We start from the raw sequence: 22,958 nt of genomic DNA, 5'->3' as shown, positions 1-22,958 counted from the left end.
TCATCCCATGGGACACCTCGGCAGAGCCCCCAGGACGGTTCGCCAGCCGCGATGGCATTCAATCACTTACCGCAGGGCGTGCACGACGCCTTGGCTCCATTGTCCGTCACGCCAGTGACACACTCGGTGCCGATGGCCAAGAATCAGCGATCCGATCGCCCCTCGGCGAACCCCGTCTCCGGGCTCTCGCCGGGCACGGTTCTGGACCGGCTCGCGTCCGGACCGAGCCGGGCTTCGCGCATCACTCATACGGAGCACTTGCCCCCACGTGAGGGCCGCCATGCCGTCTGGCCTGACCGGATTCGCGCGGAGGTGATCGCCACCGTCCAGGAAGCCGGTATCGAACACCCCTGGGCCCACCAGGCACAGGCGGCCGAGCACGCCCTCGACGGCGAGTCAGTGATCGTTGCCACAGGCACCGCCTCGGGCAAGTCGCTGGCATATCTGGTACCGGTCCTCTCGACCCTCCTCGACGGCTCCGAGGCACCCAACGGCCGCGGCACCACCGCCCTCTACCTGGCCCCCACCAAAGCCCTGGCCGCCGACCAGCTCCGTTCCGTGAAGGAACTTTCACAACCTCTGGGCAATGCCGTTCGCCCGGCCGTGTACGACGGCGACACTCCGTTCGAGGAGCGCGAGTGGGTGCGCCAGTACGCCAACTACGTCCTGACCAACCCGGACATGCTCCACCGCGGCATATTGCCCTCGCACCCGCGCTGGTCCTCCTTCCTCAAATCGCTGAAGTACGTCGTCATCGACGAGTGCCACACCTACCGGGGCGTCTTCGGCTCCCACGTCGCCCAGGTACTGCGCCGCCTGCGCCGCCTCTGTGCCCGCTACGGTTCCTCCCCCGTCTTCCTGCTGGCCTCCGCGACCGCCGCCGAGCCCTCGGTCGCCGCCGGCCGCCTCACCGGCCTCCCCGTGGTCGAGGTCGCCGACGACGCCTCCCCGCGCGGTGAGCTGGTGTTCGCCCTCTGGGAGCCCCCGCTCACCGAACTGCACGGCGAGAAGGGCGCCCCGGTCCGCCGTACGGCCACCGCCGAGACCGCCGACCTGCTGACCGACCTCACCGTCCAGGGCGTGCGCTCGGTGGCCTTCGTACGGTCCCGGCGCGGCGCCGAGCTGATCGCGCTGATCGCCCAGGAACGCCTCGCCGAGGTCGACCGCTCGCTGACCCGACGGGTCGCCGCCTACCGGGGCGGCTACCTCCCCGAGGAACGCCGAGCCCTCGAACGCGCCCTCCACTCCGGCGAGTTGCTCGGTCTCGCCGCCACCACCGCCCTCGAACTCGGCATCGACGTCTCGGGGTTGGACGCCGTCCTGATCGCCGGCTACCCCGGAACCCGCGCCTCCCTGTGGCAGCAGGCGGGCCGCGCCGGACGCTCCGGCCAGGGCGCCCTGGCCGTCCTGGTGGCCCGCGACGACCCCCTGGACACCTTCCTCGTCCACCACCCGGAGGCCCTGTTCGACCAGCCGGTGGAATCAACCGTCCTGGACCCGGACAACCCGTACGTCCTGGCCCCGCACCTGTGCGCGGCGGCGGCCGAACTACCGCTGACCGACGACGACTTGGACCTCTTCGGCCCGGCCACTCCGGACCTGCTCCCGCAGCTGGAGGCGGCGAAGCTGCTCCGCCGCCGGGCGAAGGCCTGGCACTGGACGCGCCGCGAACGGGCCGCCGACCTCACCGACATCCGCGGCGGGGGCGGAAGCCCGGTCCAGGTCGTCGAGAACGGCACCGGCCGCCTCCTGGGCACGGTCGACGAGGCCGCCGCCCACACGACCGTCCACGAGGGCGCGGTCCACCTCCACCAGGGCCGCACCTACCTGGTGCGCTCCCTGGACCTGGAGGACTCGGTGGCCCTGGTCGAGGAGGCCAACCCTCCCTATTCGACGGTCGCCCGCGACACGACAGCCATCTCCGTCCTGGAGACGGACATCGAACTCCCCTGGGGCCAGGGCCGGTTGTGCTACGGCTCGGTCGAAGTCACCAACCAGGTCGTCTCCTTCCTCCGCAGACGTGTCATCACCGGTGAGGTCCTAGGCGAGTCGAAACTCGACCTCCCTCCTCGTACGCTCCGCACCCGCGCGGTGTGGTGGACGGTCACCGAGGACCAGCTCGACGCCGCCCGCATCAACCCCGAGATCCTCGGCGGCGCCCTGCACGCCGCCGAACACGCCTCGATCGGCATGCTCCCCCTCTTCGCCACCTGCGACCGCTGGGACATCGGCGGCGTCTCGGTCCCCCTGCACCCAGACACCCTGCTGCCGACGGTCTTCGTCTACGACGGCCATCCCGGCGGCGCGGGCTTCGCCGAGCGCGCCTTCCACACCGCCCGCGCCTGGCTGACCGCCACCCGTCAGGCCATCGCCTCCTGCGAGTGCGAGGCTGGCTGCCCGTCCTGCATCCAGTCCCCCAAGTGCGGCAACGGCAACGAGCCGTTGCACAAGCGAGGGGCTGTGCGGTTGCTCACGGAGTTGCTGCGGGGGGCGCCGATGCCGGAGGGGGTAGCGCCGGTCCCGGAGGCAGAGGTGCGGGCGTCGGTGACGGCACCGGGCCCGCAGGTCCCGCCCGCGCCCTGACTTCCGCCGCGAAGGGTCCCAGGCCGGCCGCCGCCGTCACGTCCGACGTCTCCCCCACGACCGCGCACCGCACCAGCCGCGTCCCCTGCGCCCGCGCCACCCGCTCGGCCCGGGCGCAGGCCCCCGTACCGCCCTCCGCCCAGTGGTCGGCCGCCGCGAGGGCCGCGAGATCCGCACCGCCGGCCGCGCGGTGCCGGGCCACGACGGCCTGCCCCAGGGCGAGCACAATGCCGAACACGACACACATCACGGCCATCGCCCCGAGGCTCCAGACGGTGGCGGACCCACGGTCCGACTCCCGGCCCGGGTGACGCAGTCTCAGGCGCCCCAGCGCGGGCATACGACACCTCACGGCCCCGCCCTCCCCTCTCCGACCGTCTCCTCCGCCACCGCCACGGCCTCCTCCCGCACCTCGAAGGGCAGCCCGCCGAGCATCGGAGGCTTCGCGACCACGACCACATGGACCTGGTCGTCCTCCCGGGAGACCGTGATCCTCGCGTCACGCGGTGCCGTGTCCCGGGTCACCCGGACGACCGCGTCGGCCGGGTCCTGCCGAGCCGCCGCGCGGGCGCCGGAGCGTGCCGCGTCCACGCACTGGATCTGCGCGGCCACCACGAGCAGCCCCCACACCAGCGCCATGGCGAACATCACCAGCACGGGCAGGACCACGGCCGCCTCGGCCGTCACGAACCCCCCGTCGCCGCCCCGGCGTTCACACCTTCGCATCGAGGGCCCGCTTCACGATGTCCTGGAGCTCCGTGCTGACCGCTCCGCTGGTCACCACCTTGTAGAGCACCACGGCGAACGCCACCGCCGCGACCAGACCCATCGCGTATTCGGCCGTGGCCATACCGGCGTCCCGGCGCACGGCGCCGAGTCGCCCCCGTGCCCGTACCGCTCGAACCACTCGTACCGCCGCTGCCCGTACACCCTGCACTGCCTTGTACATCTCAACCCCCGTGAGGTTTCTGTCGGTTCGATTACTCGGTTACTCAGTTACTCGATTGCTTGGTTGCTTGACTGCTTGACTGCTTGACTGCTTGATTGCTCGACTCTTGGATCAGCCGCCGCCCCCTCCCGTCGCCCCGCTCGCGAGCCCGATCACCACGGGCAGTACGCCGACCGCGATGAACGCGGGCAGGAAGCACAGCCCCACCGGTGCGGTGATCAGGACGGCCGCCCGCCGGGCCCGTGCCGTCGCGGTGCGGGTCCAGTCGGCGCGGGCCTCCGCCGCGAGCCGTGCGACCGGTCCGGCGGCGGGGAGCCCCGACTCGTCGGCCCGTTCGAGCAGCCGGGCCAGCGGGCCGGCGCCCGGGAGTGCGGCCAACCTCCGCCAGGCGTCGGCCGGTTCGCCGCCGAGCCGTACCGCCGCCGCCGCCCGCGCCAGCCGTTCTCCCACGGGTCCCGCCAGCGCCTCGCCCACCGCCTGGGCGGCGATCACCGGCGAGGCCCCGGCGGCGATGCAGGCGGCCAGCAGATCGGCGGCGAGCGGGAGTTGGCGTGCGGCGGCGGCAGCGTCCCGCTCGGCGCCGGTGTCGTCGGCCGTCTGCCTCCGGCGCCACCACCACAGCCCGAGTGCGACAGCCCCGCCCACGACGACTCCGGCGACCCCACCGACCAGCACCCACCCGGCACCTACGACGCCCACCACGGGCAACCACCGCCGCGCGGCATTCCGAGCCTCGAACCGCCGCCCGGCGAGCGGCACTTCGCGGGCCTCCCGGGTCTCCCGCACCTCCCGGACTCCCCGAGGCAGCAGCCCGGCCAGTCGTCGCCGAGCCCGCCGCTCCCGCCGCAGCTCGTCCAGCCACCGCGCCAACCACCCCGCGGCCAGCACCGCCCCCAGGGCCACCCCCAGCCTGTGGACAACTTCCGCACTCACGCGGCCTCCCTTCTCCGACTCCAACACCCAGCGGCCCCGACTGCCCCACTCACGCCGTCTCCACCCCGCCCACGATCCGCAGCGCCCACCACATCCCCAGGCCCTCCAGCAGCCCCCCGACCACCAGGCACCCCAGCCCCGCGCCGCTGTGCAGCAGCACCCGCAGCGGATCGGCGCCCATCGCCGCGCCGAGCAGCAGCCCGAGAACCGGCAGTCCGGCGAGCATCACGGCGGTGGCCCGCGCCCCGGCCAACTGGGCGCGCAGGTCGGCGCGTTGGTCCCGGTCCGCGCGCAACGCCCCTTCGAGCCGGTCGAGTCCAGCGGCGAGTCCGGCGCCCTGGTCCACGGCGACCCGCCAGCACGCCGCGAGTCCCAACAGGCCGTCCGCGCCCGGCTGTCGGGCCGCCGAGGTGAGCGCACCCGGTACGTCCCCGCCGAACCGCGCCGCCGCCAGCACCGCGGCCTGCGCCTCCCCGAGCCCGCCGGAGTCGAGCGCGGCCCGCAGCAGCGCCTCCCCCGGCTGCCGCCCCGCGCGCACCTCCCCAGCCAGCGCCGAGCACAGCGCGATCACCGCGTCCCCGCGCGACTCCCGCGCCCGCCGGGCCTCCCCGGCCAGCCGCACCCGCCGTAGCAACGGCACTCCGACCGCCCCCGCGACGACCGGAACCACCGAGGCCCCCAGTACCGCCACCACCAGTCCGACGCCCAGCGACCACCACTCGGCCCGCAACCGGCCCCGGATCCCCCGCAGTTCGTCGACGGCACGCTCCCACCAGGGCGGTCCGACGCCCACCGTCCCGCCGTCCGCGAACAGCAACTGCGCCCGCCGCGCCCCGGACCGCCGCCCGCCCATCTGCCAGACCAGGGCCGCGACACACATTGCGGCCACCCCGACCGACATCTCACCCGTTCCCACGTCCATCACCACTCCCGTTCGCCGTAGTCGGCACCGCACGCCCCTAACCCCCTTCGCCCCCACCCCGAATCAACTCCCGCAACCGCTCCCACCCCCGCTCGTACGCGAACGCCTCCGCGCCCCACCGCAGCGCCGGTACTGTCCGCACCAGCCCCGAGGGATCCCGCTCCAGGACATGGACCTCGGCGATCCGTCGCCGCCCGGCCCGGTCCCTTACGAGGTGCAGGACCACCGACAGCGCCGCCGCCAACTGGCTGTGCAGCGCGGCCCGGTCGAGGCCCGCGGCCGTGCCCAGGGCCTCCAGGCGGGCGGGGACATCGGCCGCGGCATTCGCGTGCACGGTTCCGCAGCCGCCCTCGTGGCCGGTGTTGAGCGCGGCCAGCAGATGGACCACCTCGGGGCCGCGTACCTCGCCTACGACCAGCCGGTCCGGCCGCATCCGGAGGGCCTGGCGGACCAGGTCCTGGAGGGTGACGAGGCCGGCGCCCTCCTGGTTGGCGGGTCTGCTCTCCAGCCGTACGACGTGCGGATGGTCCGGCTTCAGCTCCGCCGAGTCCTCGGCGAGGACGATCCGTTCGCCCGGTCCTACCAGCCCGAGCAGCGCGCTCAGGAGTGTCGTCTTGCCGCTTCCGGTGCCGCCGCTGATCAGGAAGGACAGCCGGGCCCCGACCACGGCCCGCAGGATCCGGTCGCCGCCCGGCGGGACCGTGCCCGCCGCGACCAGCTCGTCGAGCGTGAACGCGCGCGGCCGTACGACACGGAGCGAGAGGCAGGTGCAGCCGACGGCGACCGGGGGCAGCACGGCGTGCAGGCGGGTCCCGTCGGGCAGCCGGGCGTCGGCCCAGGGCCGCGCATCGTCCAGCCGGCGTCCGGCCACCGCGGCCAGGCGCTGCGCGAGGCGTCGTACGGCCGCCGCGTCCGGGAAGGTGACGGCGGTCAGTTCCAGGCCGCCGCCGCGGTCGACCCACACCCGGTCCGGGGCCGACACGAGGACGTCGGTGACCGAGGGGTCGGCGAGCAGGGACTCCAGCGGTCCGCTGCCCACCAGTTCGGACCGCAACTGCTCGGCCGCGCCGAGCACTTCGGCGTCCCCCAGCACCCGACCCTGCTCCCGCAGCGCCTGCGCCACCCGCGCGGGCGTCGGCTCACCCCCGCTCTCCGCCAGCCACCGCCGCACACCGTCGAGCATCCCGACGGGCATGCCCGGCCCGCTCGCCGGAACACCTGCCGATCCGCCGTCCCCGACCGACGCACCCGCCGAGCCGCCGTCTCGGACGGGCCCGCCCCTCGACGCACCCGCCGCACCACTCCGGAAGGAGGACACCCCACCCCGCCCGGAATCCCCCGCGCTCCTCACCGGCCGCCTCATACGCCACCCGCCTCGACCAGCGCCCGCTCCCAGAACTCCCGACAGAACCGCGCCAGCGGCCCCTTCCCGGCCGCCCCCGGCGGCGCCTTGCCCTCGTGCGGCCGCAACAGGCCCGATTCGAGCGGCACTTCGCCCGCCAGCGGCAGTCCGAGCAGGCGGGCCACCTCCCGGTCGTCGAGGCCGGGGGCGTACGGCCCGCGGACGGCCACGCGCAGATCGCGCAGGACCATGCCGACGGCGGACGCCACCCGGCCGGCCGCGGCGACGGCGCGCAGCTCGGCGGGGACCACCAGGAGGCCCAGGTCGAGTTGGGCGAGGGTCTCGGCGACCCCGTCGTCGATGCGGCGCGGGAGGTCGACGACGACCGTGCCGCCGCGCCTTCTGGCCGCGGCGAGCACCGCGCGGACGGCCTGCGGCGGGATTGCGACGCAGTCGCCGCGGTCCCAGCTGAGCACCCGGAGCGAGTGGAGTTCGGGGAGGGACTCCTCCAGGGCGCCGCCCCCGACCCGGCCGCGCGAGGCGGCGAACGCGGGCCAGCGCAGGCCCTCCGCGCTCTCTCCGCCGAGGAGTACGTCGAGTCCGCCGCCGAGGGGATCCGCGTCCACCAGGAGGGTGCGCAGTCCCTCCCGCGCGGAGGTGACGGCGAGGGCGCACGCGAGCGTGGACGCTCCGGCCCCGCCGCGGCCCCCGATGACGCCGACGGTGAGCGCGGGGCGGCCGACGCCCTCGGCCACGTCGGCGATGCGGTCGACGAGCCACTGCTCGCCGTCGGGCAGCATCAGGACGTGGTCCGCGCCGATCTCGACGGCCCGCCGCCAGACCCCGGAGTCGTCCTGGTCCCGCCCGACCAGCACCACTCCGTTGCGGCGGGCGGCCCCGCGCACCCGCCGTACCGCGTCGTCGCCGACCAGGACGAGCGGTGCCGTCTCCCAGCCGCCCCGGCGCTCCGGGACCCCGGGATGGACCTCGGGTGTCGCGCCGGCCGCCGCGCACAGACGCAGCAGGTCGTCGAGGAGTTCGGCGTCCTCGGTGACGATCAGCGGTCCGCCCTGTCGCCCGCCGGCGGCGGGTGGCGGATCGTGTGTGACAGTTCCGGCCATTCTTTCCATCCCCCATCGATGTGTCTCTCGCCTGACCCCTGCGGTCCCGCGATTCCCAAACGTGTGAAGAACCGGCGATCGGCCTCCATATGCACGGCCGACAGAAACCGGCCCGAACGCGTCCGACAAACGGAACCGGCCATGAACTCGCCGCGAGCGGGGACGCGTTGGAATCACGGTGCGGGCATCCCGGAAATCGTGTGGATCTTGGTCGAAAACTGTGGACAACGCGGGGCCTGTGAATATCGCCGTCACCCATACCGGTGACCCCCGTACTGGCCTCTGTGCGAGTTCCGCAGCGCAGCCCCACAGCTACGCACGGTGACGGGCTCAGGGCATGAAAAAAGGCGGCCTCAGCCGCCTCGCGATGCCCTCACGACCACGCACGGAAAGTGAAAACGGGTCCGGACATGCGACGACCCCCACCGGGGGGGAGAGTGGGGGTCGCCTTCACGGCCGACTCGGGGGGGGAGGAGCCGGGCCGCGTTAGCACGGTCGCGAACGATCCGTGACTTCCATGGTGTACCCGAGAGCCCTCTCAGGCAAACCCACGCGCCACACCTTACGCCGAATGGGCTGCGCCTATGCTCTGGGTTGTGGAAAACCACTCCTTGCCCCGCACAGCAGCCTTCTTTGACCTGGACAAGACGGTCATTGCGAAGTCGAGCACGCTCACCTTCGGCAAGTCCTTCTACCAAGGCGGACTGATCAACCGCAGGGCCGCGCTGCGGACCGCCTATGCGCAGTTCGTCTTCCTCGCGGGCGGCGCCGACCACGACCAGATGGAGCGGATGCGCAAGTACCTGTCCTCGCTCTGCCGCGGCTGGAACGTCCAGCAGGTCAAGGAGATCGTCGCCGAGACCCTGCACGACCTGATCGACCCGATCATCTACGACGAGGCGGCCTCCCTCATCGAGGAACACCACCGCGCCGGCCGCGACGTGGTGATCGTGTCCACGTCGGGCGCCGAGGTGGTCGAGCCGATCGGTGAACTCCTGGGCGCGGACCGGGTGGTGGCGACCCGCATGGTGGTGGGCGACGACGGCTGCTTCACGGGCGAGGTGGAGTACTACGCGTACGGCCCGACGAAGGCCGAGGCGATCAAGGAGCTGGCCCAGTCCGAGGGTTACGACCTCGACCGCTGCTACGCCTACAGCGACTCGGCGACCGATGTTCCGATGCTCCAGTCCGTGGGCCGTCCCTATGCCGTGAACCCGGACCGCGCGCTGCGCAAAGAGGCACTCGCGCGCGGGTGGCCGATTCTGGACTTCAACCGCCCGGTCCGGCTCAAGCAGCGGCTGCCCACACTCACCGTGCCGCCCCGCCCGGCGCTCGTGGTGGCGGCGGCCGTGGGTGCGGCGGCGGCCACGGCGGGGCTCGTCTGGTACGCGAGCCGACGCAGGGCGGCGACCGTTTACGCCGGTTAATGACCCTTTGAGCGCAAAAGTAAAGAAGCGCGGTAAGGGGTTCCGCTTCCCCCGGTCCGGGAGTACAAAGGATTCAACGGCCCGCGAGACCAAGGACATCCGAAAGGATCACCTTAATAACGCATTTGGCCCCACGGACCGCGCATGAACACCGAGCACCCACGCGACGTCGACCCGTCGATTACGGGCCAGCCGCACCAGGTGACGGGCAATGTTCCCGACCTGATGGGCAATATTTCGAGGACGCTTGGTAACCCGGTGGAACATGCCAGCGGCGGTACGAATCCTCGTACCGCCGCAACCCGTAACGGCCCCCTCCGTAGGGGGCCGTTTTCCTGTGTCAGGCCGCTCCGCGCTGGAGCGCCTCGCACACCGCCGTCGACTCGCGCGCACCCAGTTCGACGGCCCGCCCGCAGTGGGTGATCCACGCGGCCATGCCCTCCGGGGTGCCGGAGACATAACCGTCCAGGGCGGCCAGATAGGCCGCGCGCCCGAGTTCGGCGTGGCCGACCTCGGCCGGGCACACGGACTTCGGGTCGAGGCCGCTGCCGATGAGGACGATCCGCTCGGCCGTGCGCGCGACGAGTCCGTTGCGGGAGGTGAAGGGGCGCAGCGCGAGCAGTTCGCCGTGCACGACGGCGGCCGTCACCAGCGCCGGCGCCGAACCGCCCGCGATGATCAGCTCCGAGAGTCCGTCCAGGCGCGCCGAGACCTCGGCCGCACCGGGGAGGGGCAGTTCGACGAGCGGCTCGTCGACCGGCTCGCCCTCCTGGCGGGGCCGTCCGACCTCGCCCTCCTTGCTCGCGGCGGCCACCAGGTGCAGCCGGGCCAGCACCCTGAGGGGCGACTGCCGCCAGATGGACAGGAGTTGGCCCGCCTCGGCGGACAGCCGCAGGGCCGCGCCCATGGTGCGGGCCTCCGGGTCGCCGCTGAAGTCGGTGCGCCGGCGGACCTCTTCGAGTGCCCAGTCGGCCCCGGAGAGCGCGGCGGAGCCACGGGCCCCGCGCAGTGCCGCCTCGGCGGTGATCTCGTTGCTGCGGCGCCGCATGACCCGGTGCCCGTAGACGCGGTCCACGGCCTTGCGCATGGACTCGACGGACTCGGCCACTCCGGGCAGCGTGCCCAGGGCCGCGAGCGGATCGGCGGTCCCACCTGTCGTACTCATGAGTACGACAGTAGCCATCCCGGCGGCGCGCCCCACGATGGAGTGGTCTTCTTCACGCACACCTGCCACATACAGCTACAACCCGACTACTCTTCGTGAACATGAAAATTGCTTTCGTCGGGAAGGGCGGCAGCGGAAAGACCACCCTGTCCTCCCTGTTCGTCCGCCACCTCGCGGCCACCGCCCAACCCGTCGTCGCCGTCGACGCGGACATCAACCAGCACCTGGGCCCCGCGCTCGGCCTGGACGAGGCGGAGGCCGCCGCACTGCCCGCACTGGGCGAGCACCTCCCCCTGATCAAGGACTACCTGCGCGGCAGCAACCCGCGCATCGCCTCCGCCGACACGATGATCAAGACCACCCCGCCCGGCACGGGCTCCCGGCTGCTGCGGGTGCGTGAGAACAATCCGGTCTACGACACCTGCGCGCGCCCGGTGGAACTCGACGGCGGCACCGCCCGTTTGATGGTCACGGGCCCCTTCACGGACGCCGACCTGGGGGTCTCCTGCTACCACTCCAAGACGGGAGCGGTGGAGCTGTGCCTGAACCACCTGGTGGACGGGCGCGACGAGTTCGTCGTGGTGGACATGACGGCGGGCTCGGACTCCTTCGCCTCCGGCATGTTCACCCGCTTCGACATCACGTTCCTGGTGGCCGAGCCGACCCGGAAGGGGGTCTCCGTCTATCGCCAGTACAAGGAGTACGCCCGCGACTTCGGCGTCGTCCTGAAGGTCGTCGGCAACAAGGTGCAGGGCCAGGACGACCTCGACTTCCTCCGCGCCGAGGTCGGGGACGACCTGCTGGTGACGGTGGGGCACTCGGACTGGGTGCGCGCCATGGAGAAGGGCCGCCCGCCCCGGTTCGAGCTCCTGGAGGACGTCAACCGGCGCGCCCTGCGCATGCTGGAGATCGCCGCCGACGCGACGTACGAACTGCGCGACTGGGAGCGCTACACGCAGCAGATGGTGCACTTCCACCTGAAGAACGCCCGGAGTTGGGGCAACGAGCGCACCGGGGCCGACCTGGCGGCGCAGGTCGACCCCGGGTTCGTGCTCGACGAGAGCGTCACCGCCCCGGTGTGAGGCGCGCGCCCTGCCGACCCGTTACTGCTTGACCGCCGGCGCCCCGGGCACGCCCTTCGGGGCCGGCGCGGGGCGGCCGGTCAGGAAGGACGCCCAGCCCGGCTTCGGCGCCTCGCCGACGTTCAGGGTGCGCAGCTTCGCCAGGGTCCCCGGGTCCTGGGCGTCCAGCCAGTCGGCCAGCTGCCGGAAGGAGACACAGCGCGTCTCGGGCTTGTTGCAGACCTTCTCGATGACCTCGTCGAGGGCACGCATATAGGTGCCGCCGTTCCAGGACTCGAAGTGGTTGCCGATGACCAGGGGCGCGCGGTTGCCGTCGTAGGCCCGGTCGAAGCCCTTGAGCAGGCCGTCACGCATCTCGTCGCCCCACTGCTCGTACTTGTCGGGGTCGCCCTGGGTCTGCGTGCCGGACTGGTTGACCATGAAGTTGTAGTCCATGGTCAGCTGCTCGTAGGAGTGGCCCGGGAAGGGGACGAGCTGCATGGACAGGTCCCACAGCCCCTCCTTCTTCTTGGGCCAGATCTGGTCGTTGACCCCGCTGGTGTCGTAGCGGAAGCCCAACTGGCTCGCCGCCTTCATGAAGTTGGCCTGGCCCTCAAGACACGGCGTGCGGGCGCCGACGAGTTCCTTGTCGTAGTCGAAGGGCAGCGAAGACGCCTTCTTCATCCCGGAGTTGGTCTTCCAGGTCTTCACGAACTGCTTCGCCTGGGCGATCTCGCTCTTCCACTCGGCGACCGACCACTCGCCGACCCCGCCGTTCTTGCCGCAGAAGTGACCGTTGAAGTGGGTGCCGATCTCGTTGCCCTCCAGCCACGCCAGACGCAGCTGCTTCACGGTGTCGGAGATGCCCTGCTCGTCGTTGAAGCCGATGTCCGAGCTGCCCGGCGAGTGCTCCGGGGGCTTGTAGAGGTCGCGCTTGTCCTCCGGCAGCATGTACACGCCGCTGAGGAAGTACGTCATGTTCGCGTGGTTGGCCTTGGAGACCTTGCGGAAGTGGGAGAACAGCTTCTGGCTGTCCTCGCCCGCGCCGTCGAAGGAGAACACCACGAACTGCGGGGGCTTCTGACCGGGCTTGAGCCGCTCCGGTCTGGGCAGATGCGGCTGCGCCCCGGTGTACGACGTGGAGCCGTCCCCGATCAGGCGGACTCCGCTCTTGGGTGCCGGGGCGGGCGCCGCCTTGTGCGGACCGTTCGCTCCGTGCGGGGAACCGTTGTCACCGATCGCGCAACCGGCGAGCGACGCGGCACAGGCCGCGGCGATCACGGCGCCCGCGGTGATCCTCTGGGTGGCGGCCATGTCCGCCCACCTTCTTCCTTCGTTCGGACCGACGCCGATCAGGGCGTTTTCTGGCGATGTGCCGGGATTCCCGGCAGCGCCGCCAAGGTCGCACGGGGCCGAAGGTGGGATTAGTACGACAAGCCGATGAAATTCTCACTTCACCCTTCGAGGTGACTTATTAACCCATTTGCCCGCAAAGTCTATGCTTGACCTTTACTCTGCATTACTATCCATTTACCGAGCGTTGAGATATCCCGCCGCTGCACGCCGTGACCCACGGCCGCGACCGACCCCCGCCATCGACGGGGACCACCAGTTCCGCGACCGCGCTGCCCCGGAGGAGACGGGAAGACATGTCAGCCTGCGTACCCACCCGCGCCACCGACTCGAACACCGATCGGACGAAGCGCGTCCACCCACCCCACAGCCCGCCGCCGCCCCCGCACCGCCGCTTCCGGATCGCGGGCGCCGATGTGTCGGCGTCCGTCGCGGTCTTCCTGATCGCCCTGCCCCTGTCCCTCGGCATCGCGCTGGCCACCGGCGCTCCCCTCCAGGCCGGCCTGGTCGCCGCCGCCGCGGGCGGCCTGGTCGCCGGGCTGCTCGGCGGCTGCCCCCTCCAGGTCAGCGGCCCGGCCGCCGGACTCACCGTGGTCACCGCCGACCTGATCCACCGTTACGGCTGGCGGACGACCTGCGCGATCACCGTCCTCGCGGGCCTGGCCCAACTCGCCCTGGGCTGCGTACGCGTGGCCCGCACCGCGCTCGCCGTCAGCCCCGCGATCGTGCACGGCATGCTCGCCGGCATCGGTGTCACCATCGCCGTCGCCCAGCTGCACATCGTGCTGGGCGGCACCCCGCAGAGCTCGGTCCTCGCCAACCTCCGCGCACTGCCCGCCCAGTTGGCGGACCTGCACCCCGCCGACGTCGCGATGAGCGCGCTGACCCTCACCCTTCTGCTGCTGTGGCCGCGTGTCCCCGGCCGGCTCGGGCAGCTGATGCGGAAGATCCCGGCCGCGCTCGTCGCCGTCGCCGGGGCCACGCTCACCGCCTCCCTCTCCGGGCTGACCCTCGCCAAGGTCGACCTGCCGTCCTGGAGCAGCCACGCGCTGGCCGGACTGCCCGAGGGCCCGGTGCTCGGCCTCGCCGCCGCCGTCCTCACCACCACGCTGGTGTGCAGCGTGCAGTCGCTGCTGGGCGCGGTCGCCGTGGACAAGCTGGTCGCCGGGCGGCCCGGGCTCTCCGCCCGCGTCGGCCGCTCCGACCTCAACCGCGAACTGCTGGGCCAGGGCGCCGCCAACATCGTCTCCGGCGCGCTCGGCGGACTGCCGGTCGCGGGCGTGGCCGTACGGAGTTCGGCGAATGTGCAAGCGGGTGCCGTGAGCCGGAACTCCACGATGCTGCACGGCGTTCTCGTAGTGATCGCCGCGCTGCTGATGGTCCCCGTGCTGGAGCTGATCCCCCTCGCTTCGCTCGCCGCACTCGTGATGGCCGTCGGCATCCAGATGGTGTCCCTGCACCACATCCGCACGGTGACCCGCCACCGCGAAGTGCTGGTCTACGCCGTCACCACCCTCGGCGTGGTCGTCTTCGGTGTCCTGGAGGGCGTGCTCCTCGGGGTCGCCGTGGCGGTGGCCGTCGCCCTGCACCGCCTCACCCACACCCGCATCACGCACGACGAGAAGGAAGGAGTCCATCACGTACACGTCCGAGGGCAGTTGACGTTCCTCGCGGTGCCGCGGCTCAGCCGCACCCTGCATCTCGTACCCCAGGGCGCCCACGCCGTCGTGGAGCTGGACGGTTCGTTCATGGACCACGCGGCGTACGAGTCGCTGCAGGACTGGCAGAACGCGCACACCGCGCGGGGAGGCTCCGCCGAACTGACGGGCCGCCGTACGGGAGTCAGCGCCGGCACCACGGGTGCGGAGGCCTGCCGCTGTCACCCCTGGACGCCGTGGCGCGAGCACCGGTGCGAGCGCCCGCGGTCGGCGACCGGCAGCGGTGGTCCCGCCGCCGATCGTCAACTCGCCCGTGGCATCAGCGCGTTCCAGCGCAACACCGCGCCGCTGGTGCGGGACGAGCTGGCCCGGCTGGCCAGGGAGGGGCAGCAGCCCTCGCAGCTCTTCCTGACCTGCGCCGACTCGCGGCTGGTCACGTCGATGATCACCTCCAGTGGTCCCGGCGACCTGTTCGTCGTGCGGAACGTGGGCAACCTCGTGCCGCCGCCCGGCGAGGAGAGCGGCGACGACTCGGTGGCGGCGGCCATCGAGTACGCGGTGGACGTGCTGCGCGTGAGATCGATCACCGTGTGCGGGCACTCGGGGTGCGGAGCCATGCAGGCGCTGCTCAACTCCCGGCCGGGAGAGGCCCGTTCACCCCTCAAGCGGTGGCTGCGGCACGGGCGGCCGAGCCTGGAGCGGATGGCCGACGACGACCGGCCCTGGGCACGGCTCGCCACCAGGGCGCCCGCGGACGCCGTAGAACAGCTGTGTCTGACCAATGTGGTGCAGCAGTTGGAGCATCTGCGGGGGCACGAGTCGGTGGCGCGAGCCCTGCGGGACGGGGAGTTGGAGCTCAACGGGATGTACTTCCACGTGGGTGAGGCGCAGGCGTATCTGCTGAGCGAGGAGGACGAGTTGTTCGATCGGGTGGGGGTGATGGACGCGTCGGCCTGAACCTCGTTCACCCGGCGTCCGTGGGTACGGAAGACCCCCGCCACGCGGATCCGCCCGCAGGTCCGATGACAGGTCTAAACCAATATTTCGACGACCCTTGTCATCGGACCCCCGGGTCTGATGAGCTGGCCCGGGACACAACGGACACCCTGGGAAAGGCAGATGCCGTGAGCAACGAAAGCCTGGCCAACCTGCTCAAGGAAGAGCGCAGGTTCGCACCCCCCGCGGACCTGGCGGCGCACGCCAATGTCACGGCGGAGGCGTATGAGCAGGCCAAGGCTGACCGGCTCGGCTTCTGGGCCGCGCAGGCCCGCCGCCTGAGCTGGGCCAAGGAGCCGAGCGAGACGCTGGACTGGTCGAACCCGCCGTTCGCCAAGTGGTTCAAGGACGGCTCGCTCAACGTCGCGTACAACTGCGTGGACCGCCATGTCGAGGCGGGCAACGGCGACCGGGTCGCCATCCACTTCGAGGGCGAGCCCGGCGACAGCCGCGCGATCACCTACGCCGAGCTGAAGGACGAGGTCTCCAAGGCCGCGAACGCCCTGCTGGAGCTGGGAGTCCAGAAGGGCGACCGGGTCGCCGTCTACATGCCGATGATCCCGGAGACCGCGGTCGCGATGCTGGCCTGCGCGCGCATCGGCGCCGCGCACTCGGTGGTGTTCGGCGGCTTCTCGGCGGACGCGCTCGCGACCCGGATCCAGGACGCGGACGCCAAGGTCGTCATCACCTCGGACGGCGGCTGGCGGCGCGGCAAGCCGTCCGCGCTCAAGCCGGCCGTCGACGAGGCCCTCACGAAGGTGGACAACGTCGAGCACGTGCTCGTCGTACGGCGTACCGGGCAGGAGGTCGCCTGGGACGACAGCCACGACGTGTGGTGGCACGAGATCGTCGAGCGGCAGTCGGCCGAGCACACACCGGAGGCGTTCGAGGCGGAGCAGCCGCTGTTCATCCTCTACACGTCCGGCACGACGGGTAAGCCCAAGGGCATCCTGCACACCTCCGGCGGCTACCTCACCCAGGCCGCGTACACCCACCACGCGGTCTTCGACCTCAAGCCGGAGACCGACGTCTACTGGTGCACGGCCGACGTCGGCTGGGTCACCGGCCACTCGTACATCGTCTACGGCCCGCTGGCGAACGGCGCGACGCAGGTCATGTACGAGGGCACCCCGGACACCCCGCACCAGGGCCGCTTCTGGGAGATCGTGCAGAAGTACGGGGTGACGATCCTGTACACGGCGCCGACCGCGATCCGCACGTTCATGAAGTGGGGCGACGACATCCCCGCGAAGTTCGACCTCAGCAGCCTGCGGGTGCTGGGTTCGGTCGGCGAGCCGATCAACCCCGAGGCGTGGATCTGGTACCGCAAGCACATCGGGGCGGACAAGACCCCGATCGTCGACACCTGGTGGCAGACCGAGACCGGCGCGATGATGATCTCGCCGCTGCCGGGCGTGACGCACACCAAGCCCGGTTCCGCGCAGACCCCGCTGCCCGGCATCTCCGCGACGGTCGTCGACGACGAGGCGAACGAGGTGCCGAACGGCGGCGGCGGTTACCTGGTCCTCACCGAGCCGTGGCCGTCGATGCTGCGCACGATCTGGGGCGACGACCAGCGGTTCCTCGACACGTACTGGTCGCGCTTCGAGGGCAAGTACTTCGCCGGCGACGGCGCGAAGAAGGACGACGACGGCGACATCTGGCTGCTCGGCCGCGTGGACGACGTGATGCTCGTGTCCGGGCACAACATCTCCACCACCGAGGTCGAGTCGGCGCTCGTCTCGCACCCGTCCGTGGCCGAGGCGGCCGTGGTCGGCGCGGCCGACGAGACGACCGGTCAGGCGATCGTCGCGTTCGTCATCCTGCGCGGCACGGCGAACGCGGAGGACGAGAACCTGGTCAACGACCTGCGCAACCACGTCGGCGCGGTCCTCGGCCCGATCGCCAAGCCCAAGCGGGTCCTCCCGGTGGCAGAGCTGCCGAAGACCCGCTCCGGCAAGATCATGCGCCGCCTGTTGCGGGACGTGGCGGAGAACCGCCAACTGGGTGATGTCACGACCCTGACGGACTCCACCGTCATGGACCTGATCCAGGCGAAGCTCCCGGCGGCGCCCAGCGAGGACTGAGAAGTACGCGGTCAGTCATGAGGGGTGCCCGGCGCAGCGCGCGCCGGGCACCCCTTTTAGGTAAACTAAGCAAAACGTGACCCTCATGGTGTGCCGGGAAGTCTGGTCGGCGAGTAGTTCCGTCCTGCCCACCGACCGGAGGTCCCCCGATGGCCGCGCCCCGCCCCGCCCCCGCCCGCAAGGTGCTCGGACGCCTGTCCCTGCCCGAGCGGAACTTCGTCGCGGAGGCGCTGCGCACCGAGACCGTCGGCGGTGTCCTCCTCCTGATCGCCGCGGTCACCGCGCTGATCTGGGCGAACGTCCCCGCCCTGCACGACAGCTACGAGAGCGTCAGCCACTTCCACCTCGGCCCCGCCGCCCTCGGCCTGCACCTGTCGATCGCCCACTGGGCCGCCGACGGCCTCCTCGCGATCTTCTTCTTCGTCGCCGGCATCGAACTCAAGCGCGAACTCGTCGCCGGCGACCTGCGCGACCCCAAGGCCGCCGCCCTGCCCGTCGTGGCGGCCCTGTGCGGGATGGCCGTACCGGCACTCGTGTACACGCTGACGAACCTCACCGGCGGCGGCTCCCTCCAGGGCTGGGCGGTGCCGACCGCCACCGACATCGCCTTCGCGCTCGCCGTCCTCGCCGTGATCGGCACCTCCCTGCCGAGCGCGCTGCGCGCCTTCCTGCTCACCCTCGCCGTGGTCGACGACCTGTTCGCGATCCTGATCATCGCGATCTTCTTCACCGCCCGGATCGACTTCGCCGCGCTCGCCGGGGCAGCCATCGGCCTGGCCGTCTTCTGGCTGCTGCTGCGCCGGGGCGTGCGCGGGTGGTACGTGTACGTCCCGCTCGCGCTCGTGATCTGGGCGCTGATGTACAACAGCGGCGTCCACGCCACCATCGCGGGCGTGGCGATGGGCCTGATGCTGCGCTGCACCACCCACGAGGACGAGAAGCACTCCCCCGGCGAGCACGTCGAACATCTCGTACGGCCCCTGTCGGCGGGCCTGGCCGTCCCCCTGTTCGCGCTGTTCAGCGCCGGGGTGGCGATCTCGAGCGGTGCGCTGGGCGACGTATTCACGAAGCCGGAGACGCTCGGTGTGGTCCTCGGGCTGGTGGTCGGCAAGGCGGTCGGGATCTTCGGCGGGACCTGGCTGACGGCCCGTTTCACCCGGGCCTCGCTCAGCGACGACCTGGCCTGGGCGGACGTGTTCGCGGTCGCCTCGCTGGCCGGCATCGGCTTCACCGTGTCGCTACTCATCGGGGAACTCGCGTTCGACGGCGACCAGGTGCTCACCGACGAGGTCAAGGCGGCCGTCCTCGTGGGCTCCCTCGTCGCGGCCCTGGGCGCGACCGTGTTGCTCAAGCTGCGCAACGCCCGGTACCGCAGGATGTACGAGGACGAGGAGCGCGACGAGGACCTCGACGGCATCCCCGACATCTACGAGCAGGACGACCCGGCGTACCACCTGCGCATGGCCGCGCTCCACGACCGCAAGGCCGCCGAGCACCGCAGGATCGCCACGGAGAAGGCCGCCGAACGGCGGCGCGGGCCCGCCGAAGTGGCGGGCGGGGCAGGCGAGGACAACGACGGTCCGGCATGATCTGACGAGACGGTACAAAGACATGCCGGTTCAGACACATGGGGAAGAGGGAGTACGCGATGAGCGCACCCGACGGCAGCCCGGTCGGCGCCGAACGCAGCATCGGCCAGTTGTTCGCCTCGGCGACGACCGAGATGTCCGCGCTGGTGCACGACGAGATCGCGCTGGCCAAGGCGCAGCTCAAGCAGGACGTCAAGCGCGGGGTGGCGGGCGGCGGCGCGTTCACGGTCGCCGCGGTGGTCCTGCTGTTCTCCCTGCCGATGCTCAACTTCGCGCTGGCGTACGGCATCCGCACGTGGAGCGGCTGGAACATGGCGCTCTGCTTCCTGCTCTCCTTCGCCGCAAACGTGCTCGTCGCCGTCGTCCTCGGCCTGGTCGGCGTGCTCTTCTTCAAGAAGGCCGCGAAGAGCAAGGGCCCGCAGAAGGTGGCCGCGTCGGTCAAGGAGACGGCCGGCGTCCTCGGCAACGCGAAGCCGCATCCGCGCGCGGCGATCGAGGACCGTGTCCCCGAAGCCATCGAGGCTGTGGCACGCTCGTCCTCATGACGGACCCCGCTCATCCTTGGGCACAACCCGCTTCGGTCGTACGGCTCGCCCTCCCCGGCGGGCGCCAGGTGACTCACCGGGATGTCGCGGCCAACGGCGCCCGCTTCCACATCGCGGAGGTGGGCGACGGGCCGCTGGTCCTGCTGCTGCACGGCTTCCCGCAGTTCTGGTGGACCTGGCGGCACCAGCTCGGCGCGCTGGCCGACGCCGGGTTCCGCGCCGTCGCCATGGACCTGCGGGGCGTCGGCGGCAGCGACCGCACCCCGCGCGGCTACGACCCGGCCAACCTCGCGCTCGACATCACCGGCGTGATCCGCTCCCTCGGCGAGCCCGACGCCGCGCTGGTCGGCCACGACCTCGGCGGCTATCTGGCGTGGACGGCCGCCGCGATGCGCCCCAAGCTGGTGCGCCGGCTCGCGGTCTCCTCGATGCCGCACCCCAGGCGCTGGCGCAACGCGATGCTGTCCGACGTCAGGCAGTCCGCGGCGAGTTCCTACATCTGGGGGTTCCAGCGCCCCTGGCTGCCCGAGCGACAACTCCTGGCCGAGGACGCCGAGTTGGTGGGCAAGCTGATCCGGGACTGGTCCGGCCCGCAGCCGCCCGACGACGACGCGATCGAGGCGTACCGGCGGGCGATGCTGATCCCGTCGACCGCGCACTGCTCGATCGAGCCGTACCGCTGGATGGTGCGGTCGATGGCGCGCCCGGACGGCATCCAGTTCAACCGGCGCATGAAGCGGCCGGTGCGGGTGCCGACGCTGCATCTGCACGGCTCGCTCGACCCGGTGCTGCGCACCCGCAGCGCGGCGGGCTCCGGGGAGTACGTCGAAGCGCCGTACCGCTGGCGGCTGTTCGACGGTCTCGGGCACTTCCCGCACGAGGAGGACCCGGTGGCCTTCTCGACCGAACTGGTCAACTGGCTCAAGGATCCCGAACCCGATCGGTGACCGAGCCGTCGCGCCCGGTATCCGGACGTGAACACCTGTACTACGAACGGCCACTTGCCTCGCGCATACGCCAATTGGGGCCCCAAGGGGTGGTTATCGACCTTGGGGCAGGGGCAGACGTCGGGGTATGGGCTGGACGCACGACTACAGTGACGCAGCACGCAATCGCCGCTCGGACCACGGTCCGGGCTCCCACCAACGGGGCGCCCCGCAACTCCAGGGCACAGACCTCAGGGTGGGGATCCCGCGCATTCTGCGCCGCCGGGCCCGCTGGGTCTCGGTACGGCTGCGTCATCCACGGGGCTGACGCACCCGCCTCTTGGAGGGCACAGCTTTCACAGCGCGCAACTGTCGCTGTCCACCTGCTCGTTGGCACTGCGCCCCTTGACGATGTCCGGCTGGATCTCGTCGGCGGTGAGCGCGTACCCGGTGTCGGGGTCGTCGAGGGACTTCGCGAAGACCACGCCGTACACCTTGCCCTCGGGCGTGAGCAGCGGGCCGCCGGAGTTGCCCTGGCGGACGGTCGCGTAGAGCGAGTACACATCGCGGCGGACCGTGCCGCGGTGGTAGATGTCCGGGCCGCTGGCCGTGATACGGCCACGCACGCGTGCCGCCCGGACGTCGTACGACCCGTTCTCCGGGAAGCCGGCGACGATCGCGCTGTTGCCGCTGTCCGCGTCCTTGGTGGCGAACTTCAGGGAGCGCGCCTTCAGGTCCGGTACGTCGAGTACGGCGATGTCGCGGTGCCAGTCGTAGAGGACGACCTTGGCGTCGTACTTGCGGCCCACGCCGCCTATCTGGACGGTGGGTTCGTCGACGCCGCCCACGACGTGCGCGTTGGTCATCACGCGGCGGTCGCCGAAGACGAAGCCGCTGCCCTCCAGGACCTTGCCGCAGCTCTGGGCGGTGCCCATGACCTTGACGATGGACTCCTGGGCGCGGGTGGCGACCGCGCTGGAGGCGAGGGCCGGGTCGGGCGGCTGGACGTCGTTGATCGGCTCGTTGGCGAACGGGCTGAAGACCTGCGGGAAGCCGTTCTGCGCGAGGACCGAGGAGAAGTCCGCGAACCAGGTGTCGGCCTGCGCGGGCAGCGCCCGGGAGACCCCCAGCAGCACCTTGGAGCTGCGGACCTCCTTGCCGAGCGTCGGCAGGGTGGTGCCGGCCAGCGCCGAGCCGATCAGCCAGGCCACCAGGAGCATCGCGAGGACGTTGACGAGGGCGCCGCCGGTCGCGTCCAGGGCGCGGGCCGGGGACCAGGTGATGTAGCGGCGCAGCTTGTTGCCGAGGTGGGTGGTCAGGGCCTGGCCGACGGAGGCGCAGACGATGACGACGACGACCGCGACGACGGCCGCGGTGGTGGAGACCTCCGCGTTGTCGGTCACCGCGTCCCAGATGACGGGCAGCGTGTAGACGGCGACGAGACCGCCGCCCAGGAAGCCGATCACCGACAGGATGCCGACGACGAACCCCTGGCGATAGCCCACGATCGCGAACCACACGGCGGCGACCAGCAACAGGATGTCCAGCACATTCACGAGCGACACCCTGTCATGACCGCCAGTCGAGCGGGACCTGCTTGTCGCGGTCCCAGGGGCGCTCCCAGCCCGAGTAGTGCAGCAGGCGGTCGATGACCCCGGCCGTGAAGCCCCAGACGAGGGCCGATTCGACCAGAAATGCCGGACCCAGGAAGCCGCTGGGGTGCGAGACCGTGACCCTGTTGGCCGGATCCGTGAGATCCGCCACGGGGACCGTGAACACGCGCGCCGTCTCGTTCGGATCGACCACCCCGACCGGTGTCGGCTCCCGCCACCAGCCCAGCACCGGCGTCACCACGAAGCCGCTCACCGGGATGTAGAGCTTGGGCAGCACTCCGAAGAGCTGCACTCCTGCGGGGTCGAGCCCGGTCTCCTCCTCGGCCTCGCGGAGAGCGGCCCGCAGCGGGCCGTCGCCCGTCGGGTCGCCGTCCTCGGGGTCGAGGGCACCGCCGGGGAAGGACGGCTGCCCCGCGTGGGAGCGCAGCGAGCTCGACCGCTCCATGAGCAGCAGCTCGGGCCCCCGATCACCCTCCCCGAAGAGGATCAGCACGGCGGACTGCCTCCCCGCGCCGTCCTCCGGCGGCAGAAAGCGGCTCAGCTGGAGCGGCTCGACCGTCTCCACCGCGTGCACCACCGGGTCCAGCCAGCCCGGCAGGCCCTCCTTGCCGAGCCCCACGCCCTGGGCATTGCTCGCGCGCGTCATCCCCCACCCCCGTTCACACCGATCAACGCCCGGTACCTCCGA

The 22,958-nt window shown here is 71.6% G+C and carries 20 protein-coding genes; 9 read left to right on the top strand and 11 right to left on the bottom strand.

The genetic code is table 11. The features are described from left to right. Positions 1-51: 51 nt before the first annotated feature. The gene (locus ACQHII_RS26810; protein ID WP_427921708.1) at positions 52-2,583 is read left to right on the top strand and encodes a DEAD/DEAH box helicase; all 2,532 of its coding nucleotides are present in this window, start codon (positions 52-54) and stop codon (positions 2,581-2,583) included. Here the strand turns inward: ACQHII_RS26810 and ACQHII_RS26805 are convergent. The 7 genes from ACQHII_RS26805 to ssd form a co-directional block, all read right to left on the bottom strand. Next, positions 2,471-2,830: an Rv3654c family TadE-like protein gene (locus ACQHII_RS26805; RefSeq protein WP_427925416.1), complete on the bottom strand. Its 360-nt coding sequence runs from the start codon at positions 2,828-2,830 to the stop codon at positions 2,471-2,473. The genes ACQHII_RS26810 and ACQHII_RS26805 overlap by 113 nt on opposite strands. 101 nt (positions 2,831-2,931) lie before the next feature. Next, positions 2,932-3,309: a TadE family type IV pilus minor pilin gene (locus ACQHII_RS26800; protein WP_427921707.1), complete on the bottom strand. Its 378-nt coding sequence runs from the start codon at positions 3,307-3,309 to the stop codon at positions 2,932-2,934. Beyond that, positions 3,296-3,532 (bottom strand): DUF4244 domain-containing protein, encoded by a 237-nt coding sequence (locus ACQHII_RS26795; protein ID WP_427921706.1) that lies wholly within the window; start codon positions 3,530-3,532, stop codon positions 3,296-3,298. The genes ACQHII_RS26800 and ACQHII_RS26795 overlap by 14 nt, the downstream gene beginning before the upstream one ends. A 111-nt stretch (positions 3,533-3,643) precedes the next feature. Continuing rightward, positions 3,644-4,465, bottom strand: coding sequence for a type II secretion system F family protein (locus ACQHII_RS26790; protein WP_427921705.1), 822 nt, complete (start codon positions 4,463-4,465; stop codon positions 3,644-3,646). 49 nt (positions 4,466-4,514) lie between these two features. Next, positions 4,515-5,387: a type II secretion system F family protein gene (locus ACQHII_RS26785; protein ID WP_427921704.1), complete on the bottom strand. Its 873-nt coding sequence runs from the start codon at positions 5,385-5,387 to the stop codon at positions 4,515-4,517. 37 nt (positions 5,388-5,424) lie between these two features. Further along, the gene (locus tag ACQHII_RS26780) at positions 5,425-6,582 is read right to left on the bottom strand and encodes a TadA family conjugal transfer-associated ATPase (RefSeq protein ID WP_427921703.1); all 1,158 of its coding nucleotides are present in this window, start codon (positions 6,580-6,582) and stop codon (positions 5,425-5,427) included. Positions 6,583-6,746: 164 nt separating this feature from the next. Beyond that, the gene (gene ssd, locus ACQHII_RS26775; protein WP_427921702.1) at positions 6,747-7,850 is read right to left on the bottom strand and encodes a septum site-determining protein Ssd; all 1,104 of its coding nucleotides are present in this window, start codon (positions 7,848-7,850) and stop codon (positions 6,747-6,749) included. A gap of 584 nt (positions 7,851-8,434) precedes the next feature. Here ssd and ACQHII_RS26770 point away from each other — a divergent pair. Next, on the top strand, positions 8,435-9,277 hold the full coding sequence (locus ACQHII_RS26770; RefSeq protein ID WP_427921701.1) for an HAD family hydrolase: 843 nt from the start codon (positions 8,435-8,437) through the stop codon (positions 9,275-9,277). A 340-nt stretch (positions 9,278-9,617) separates the two neighbouring features. Here the strand turns inward: ACQHII_RS26770 and ACQHII_RS26765 are convergent, their stop codons facing one another. Next, the gene (locus tag ACQHII_RS26765; RefSeq protein WP_427921700.1) at positions 9,618-10,442 is read right to left on the bottom strand and encodes an oxidoreductase; all 825 of its coding nucleotides are present in this window, start codon (positions 10,440-10,442) and stop codon (positions 9,618-9,620) included. 101 nt (positions 10,443-10,543) lie between these two features. Between ACQHII_RS26765 and ACQHII_RS26760 the strand changes: the two genes are divergently transcribed. Further along, complete coding sequence (locus ACQHII_RS26760) at positions 10,544-11,524, top strand: ATP-binding protein (protein ID WP_427921699.1); 981 nt, start codon at positions 10,544-10,546, stop codon at positions 11,522-11,524. Between the two features lie 21 nt (positions 11,525-11,545). Here ACQHII_RS26760 and ACQHII_RS26755 read toward each other — a convergent pair whose 3' ends face one another. Continuing rightward, on the bottom strand, positions 11,546-12,817 hold the full coding sequence (locus ACQHII_RS26755) for a hypothetical protein (RefSeq protein WP_427921698.1): 1,272 nt from the start codon (positions 12,815-12,817) through the stop codon (positions 11,546-11,548). A gap of 335 nt (positions 12,818-13,152) precedes the next feature. Here ACQHII_RS26755 and ACQHII_RS26750 point away from each other — a divergent pair, with 335 nt between their 5' ends. The 6 genes from ACQHII_RS26750 to ACQHII_RS26725 all read left to right on the top strand — a co-directional run bounded on the left by ACQHII_RS26750 (position 13,153) and on the right by ACQHII_RS26725 (position 20,985). Continuing rightward, a complete protein-coding gene (locus tag ACQHII_RS26750; RefSeq protein WP_427921697.1) occupies positions 13,153-15,471 on the top strand; it encodes a bifunctional SulP family inorganic anion transporter/carbonic anhydrase in 2,319 nt (772 codons plus the stop codon). 167 nt (positions 15,472-15,638) lie between these two features. Further along, positions 15,639-17,597, top strand: coding sequence for an acetate--CoA ligase (acs, locus tag ACQHII_RS26745; protein ID WP_427921696.1), 1,959 nt, complete (start codon positions 15,639-15,641; stop codon positions 17,595-17,597). A 149-nt stretch (positions 17,598-17,746) separates the two neighbouring features. Beyond that, the gene (gene nhaA / locus ACQHII_RS26740) at positions 17,747-19,186 is read left to right on the top strand and encodes a Na+/H+ antiporter NhaA (RefSeq protein WP_427921695.1); all 1,440 of its coding nucleotides are present in this window, start codon (positions 17,747-17,749) and stop codon (positions 19,184-19,186) included. Positions 19,187-19,245: 59 nt separating this feature from the next. Continuing rightward, on the top strand, positions 19,246-19,731 hold the full coding sequence (locus ACQHII_RS26735) for a phage holin family protein (protein WP_327402382.1): 486 nt from the start codon (positions 19,246-19,248) through the stop codon (positions 19,729-19,731). Continuing rightward, complete coding sequence (locus tag ACQHII_RS26730; RefSeq protein ID WP_427921694.1) at positions 19,728-20,678, top strand: alpha/beta fold hydrolase; 951 nt, start codon at positions 19,728-19,730, stop codon at positions 20,676-20,678. The genes ACQHII_RS26735 and ACQHII_RS26730 overlap by 4 nt, the downstream gene beginning before the upstream one ends. A 127-nt stretch (positions 20,679-20,805) precedes the next feature. Continuing rightward, on the top strand, positions 20,806-20,985 hold the full coding sequence (locus ACQHII_RS26725) for a hypothetical protein (RefSeq protein ID WP_078532502.1): 180 nt from the start codon (positions 20,806-20,808) through the stop codon (positions 20,983-20,985). 28 nt (positions 20,986-21,013) lie between these two features. Here ACQHII_RS26725 and ACQHII_RS26720 read toward each other — a convergent pair whose 3' ends face one another. Next, the gene (locus ACQHII_RS26720; protein WP_427921693.1) at positions 21,014-22,213 is read right to left on the bottom strand and encodes a MarP family serine protease; all 1,200 of its coding nucleotides are present in this window, start codon (positions 22,211-22,213) and stop codon (positions 21,014-21,016) included. 13 nt (positions 22,214-22,226) lie between these two features. Next, entirely contained in the window at positions 22,227-22,916 is a 690-nt protein-coding gene (locus ACQHII_RS26715) for an NUDIX hydrolase (protein ID WP_427921692.1), read from the bottom strand. Positions 22,917-22,958 lie beyond the last annotated feature (42 nt).

Origin of the sequence: Streptomyces sp. cg40, assembly GCF_050320165.1 — a bacterium.
In the GTDB taxonomy this organism is placed as follows: Bacteria; Actinomycetota; Actinomycetes; order Streptomycetales; family Streptomycetaceae; genus Streptomyces; species Streptomyces hokutonensis.
The sequence above is the reverse complement of the archived record's forward strand: the minus strand, read 5'-3'. Positions and strand labels throughout refer to the sequence as shown.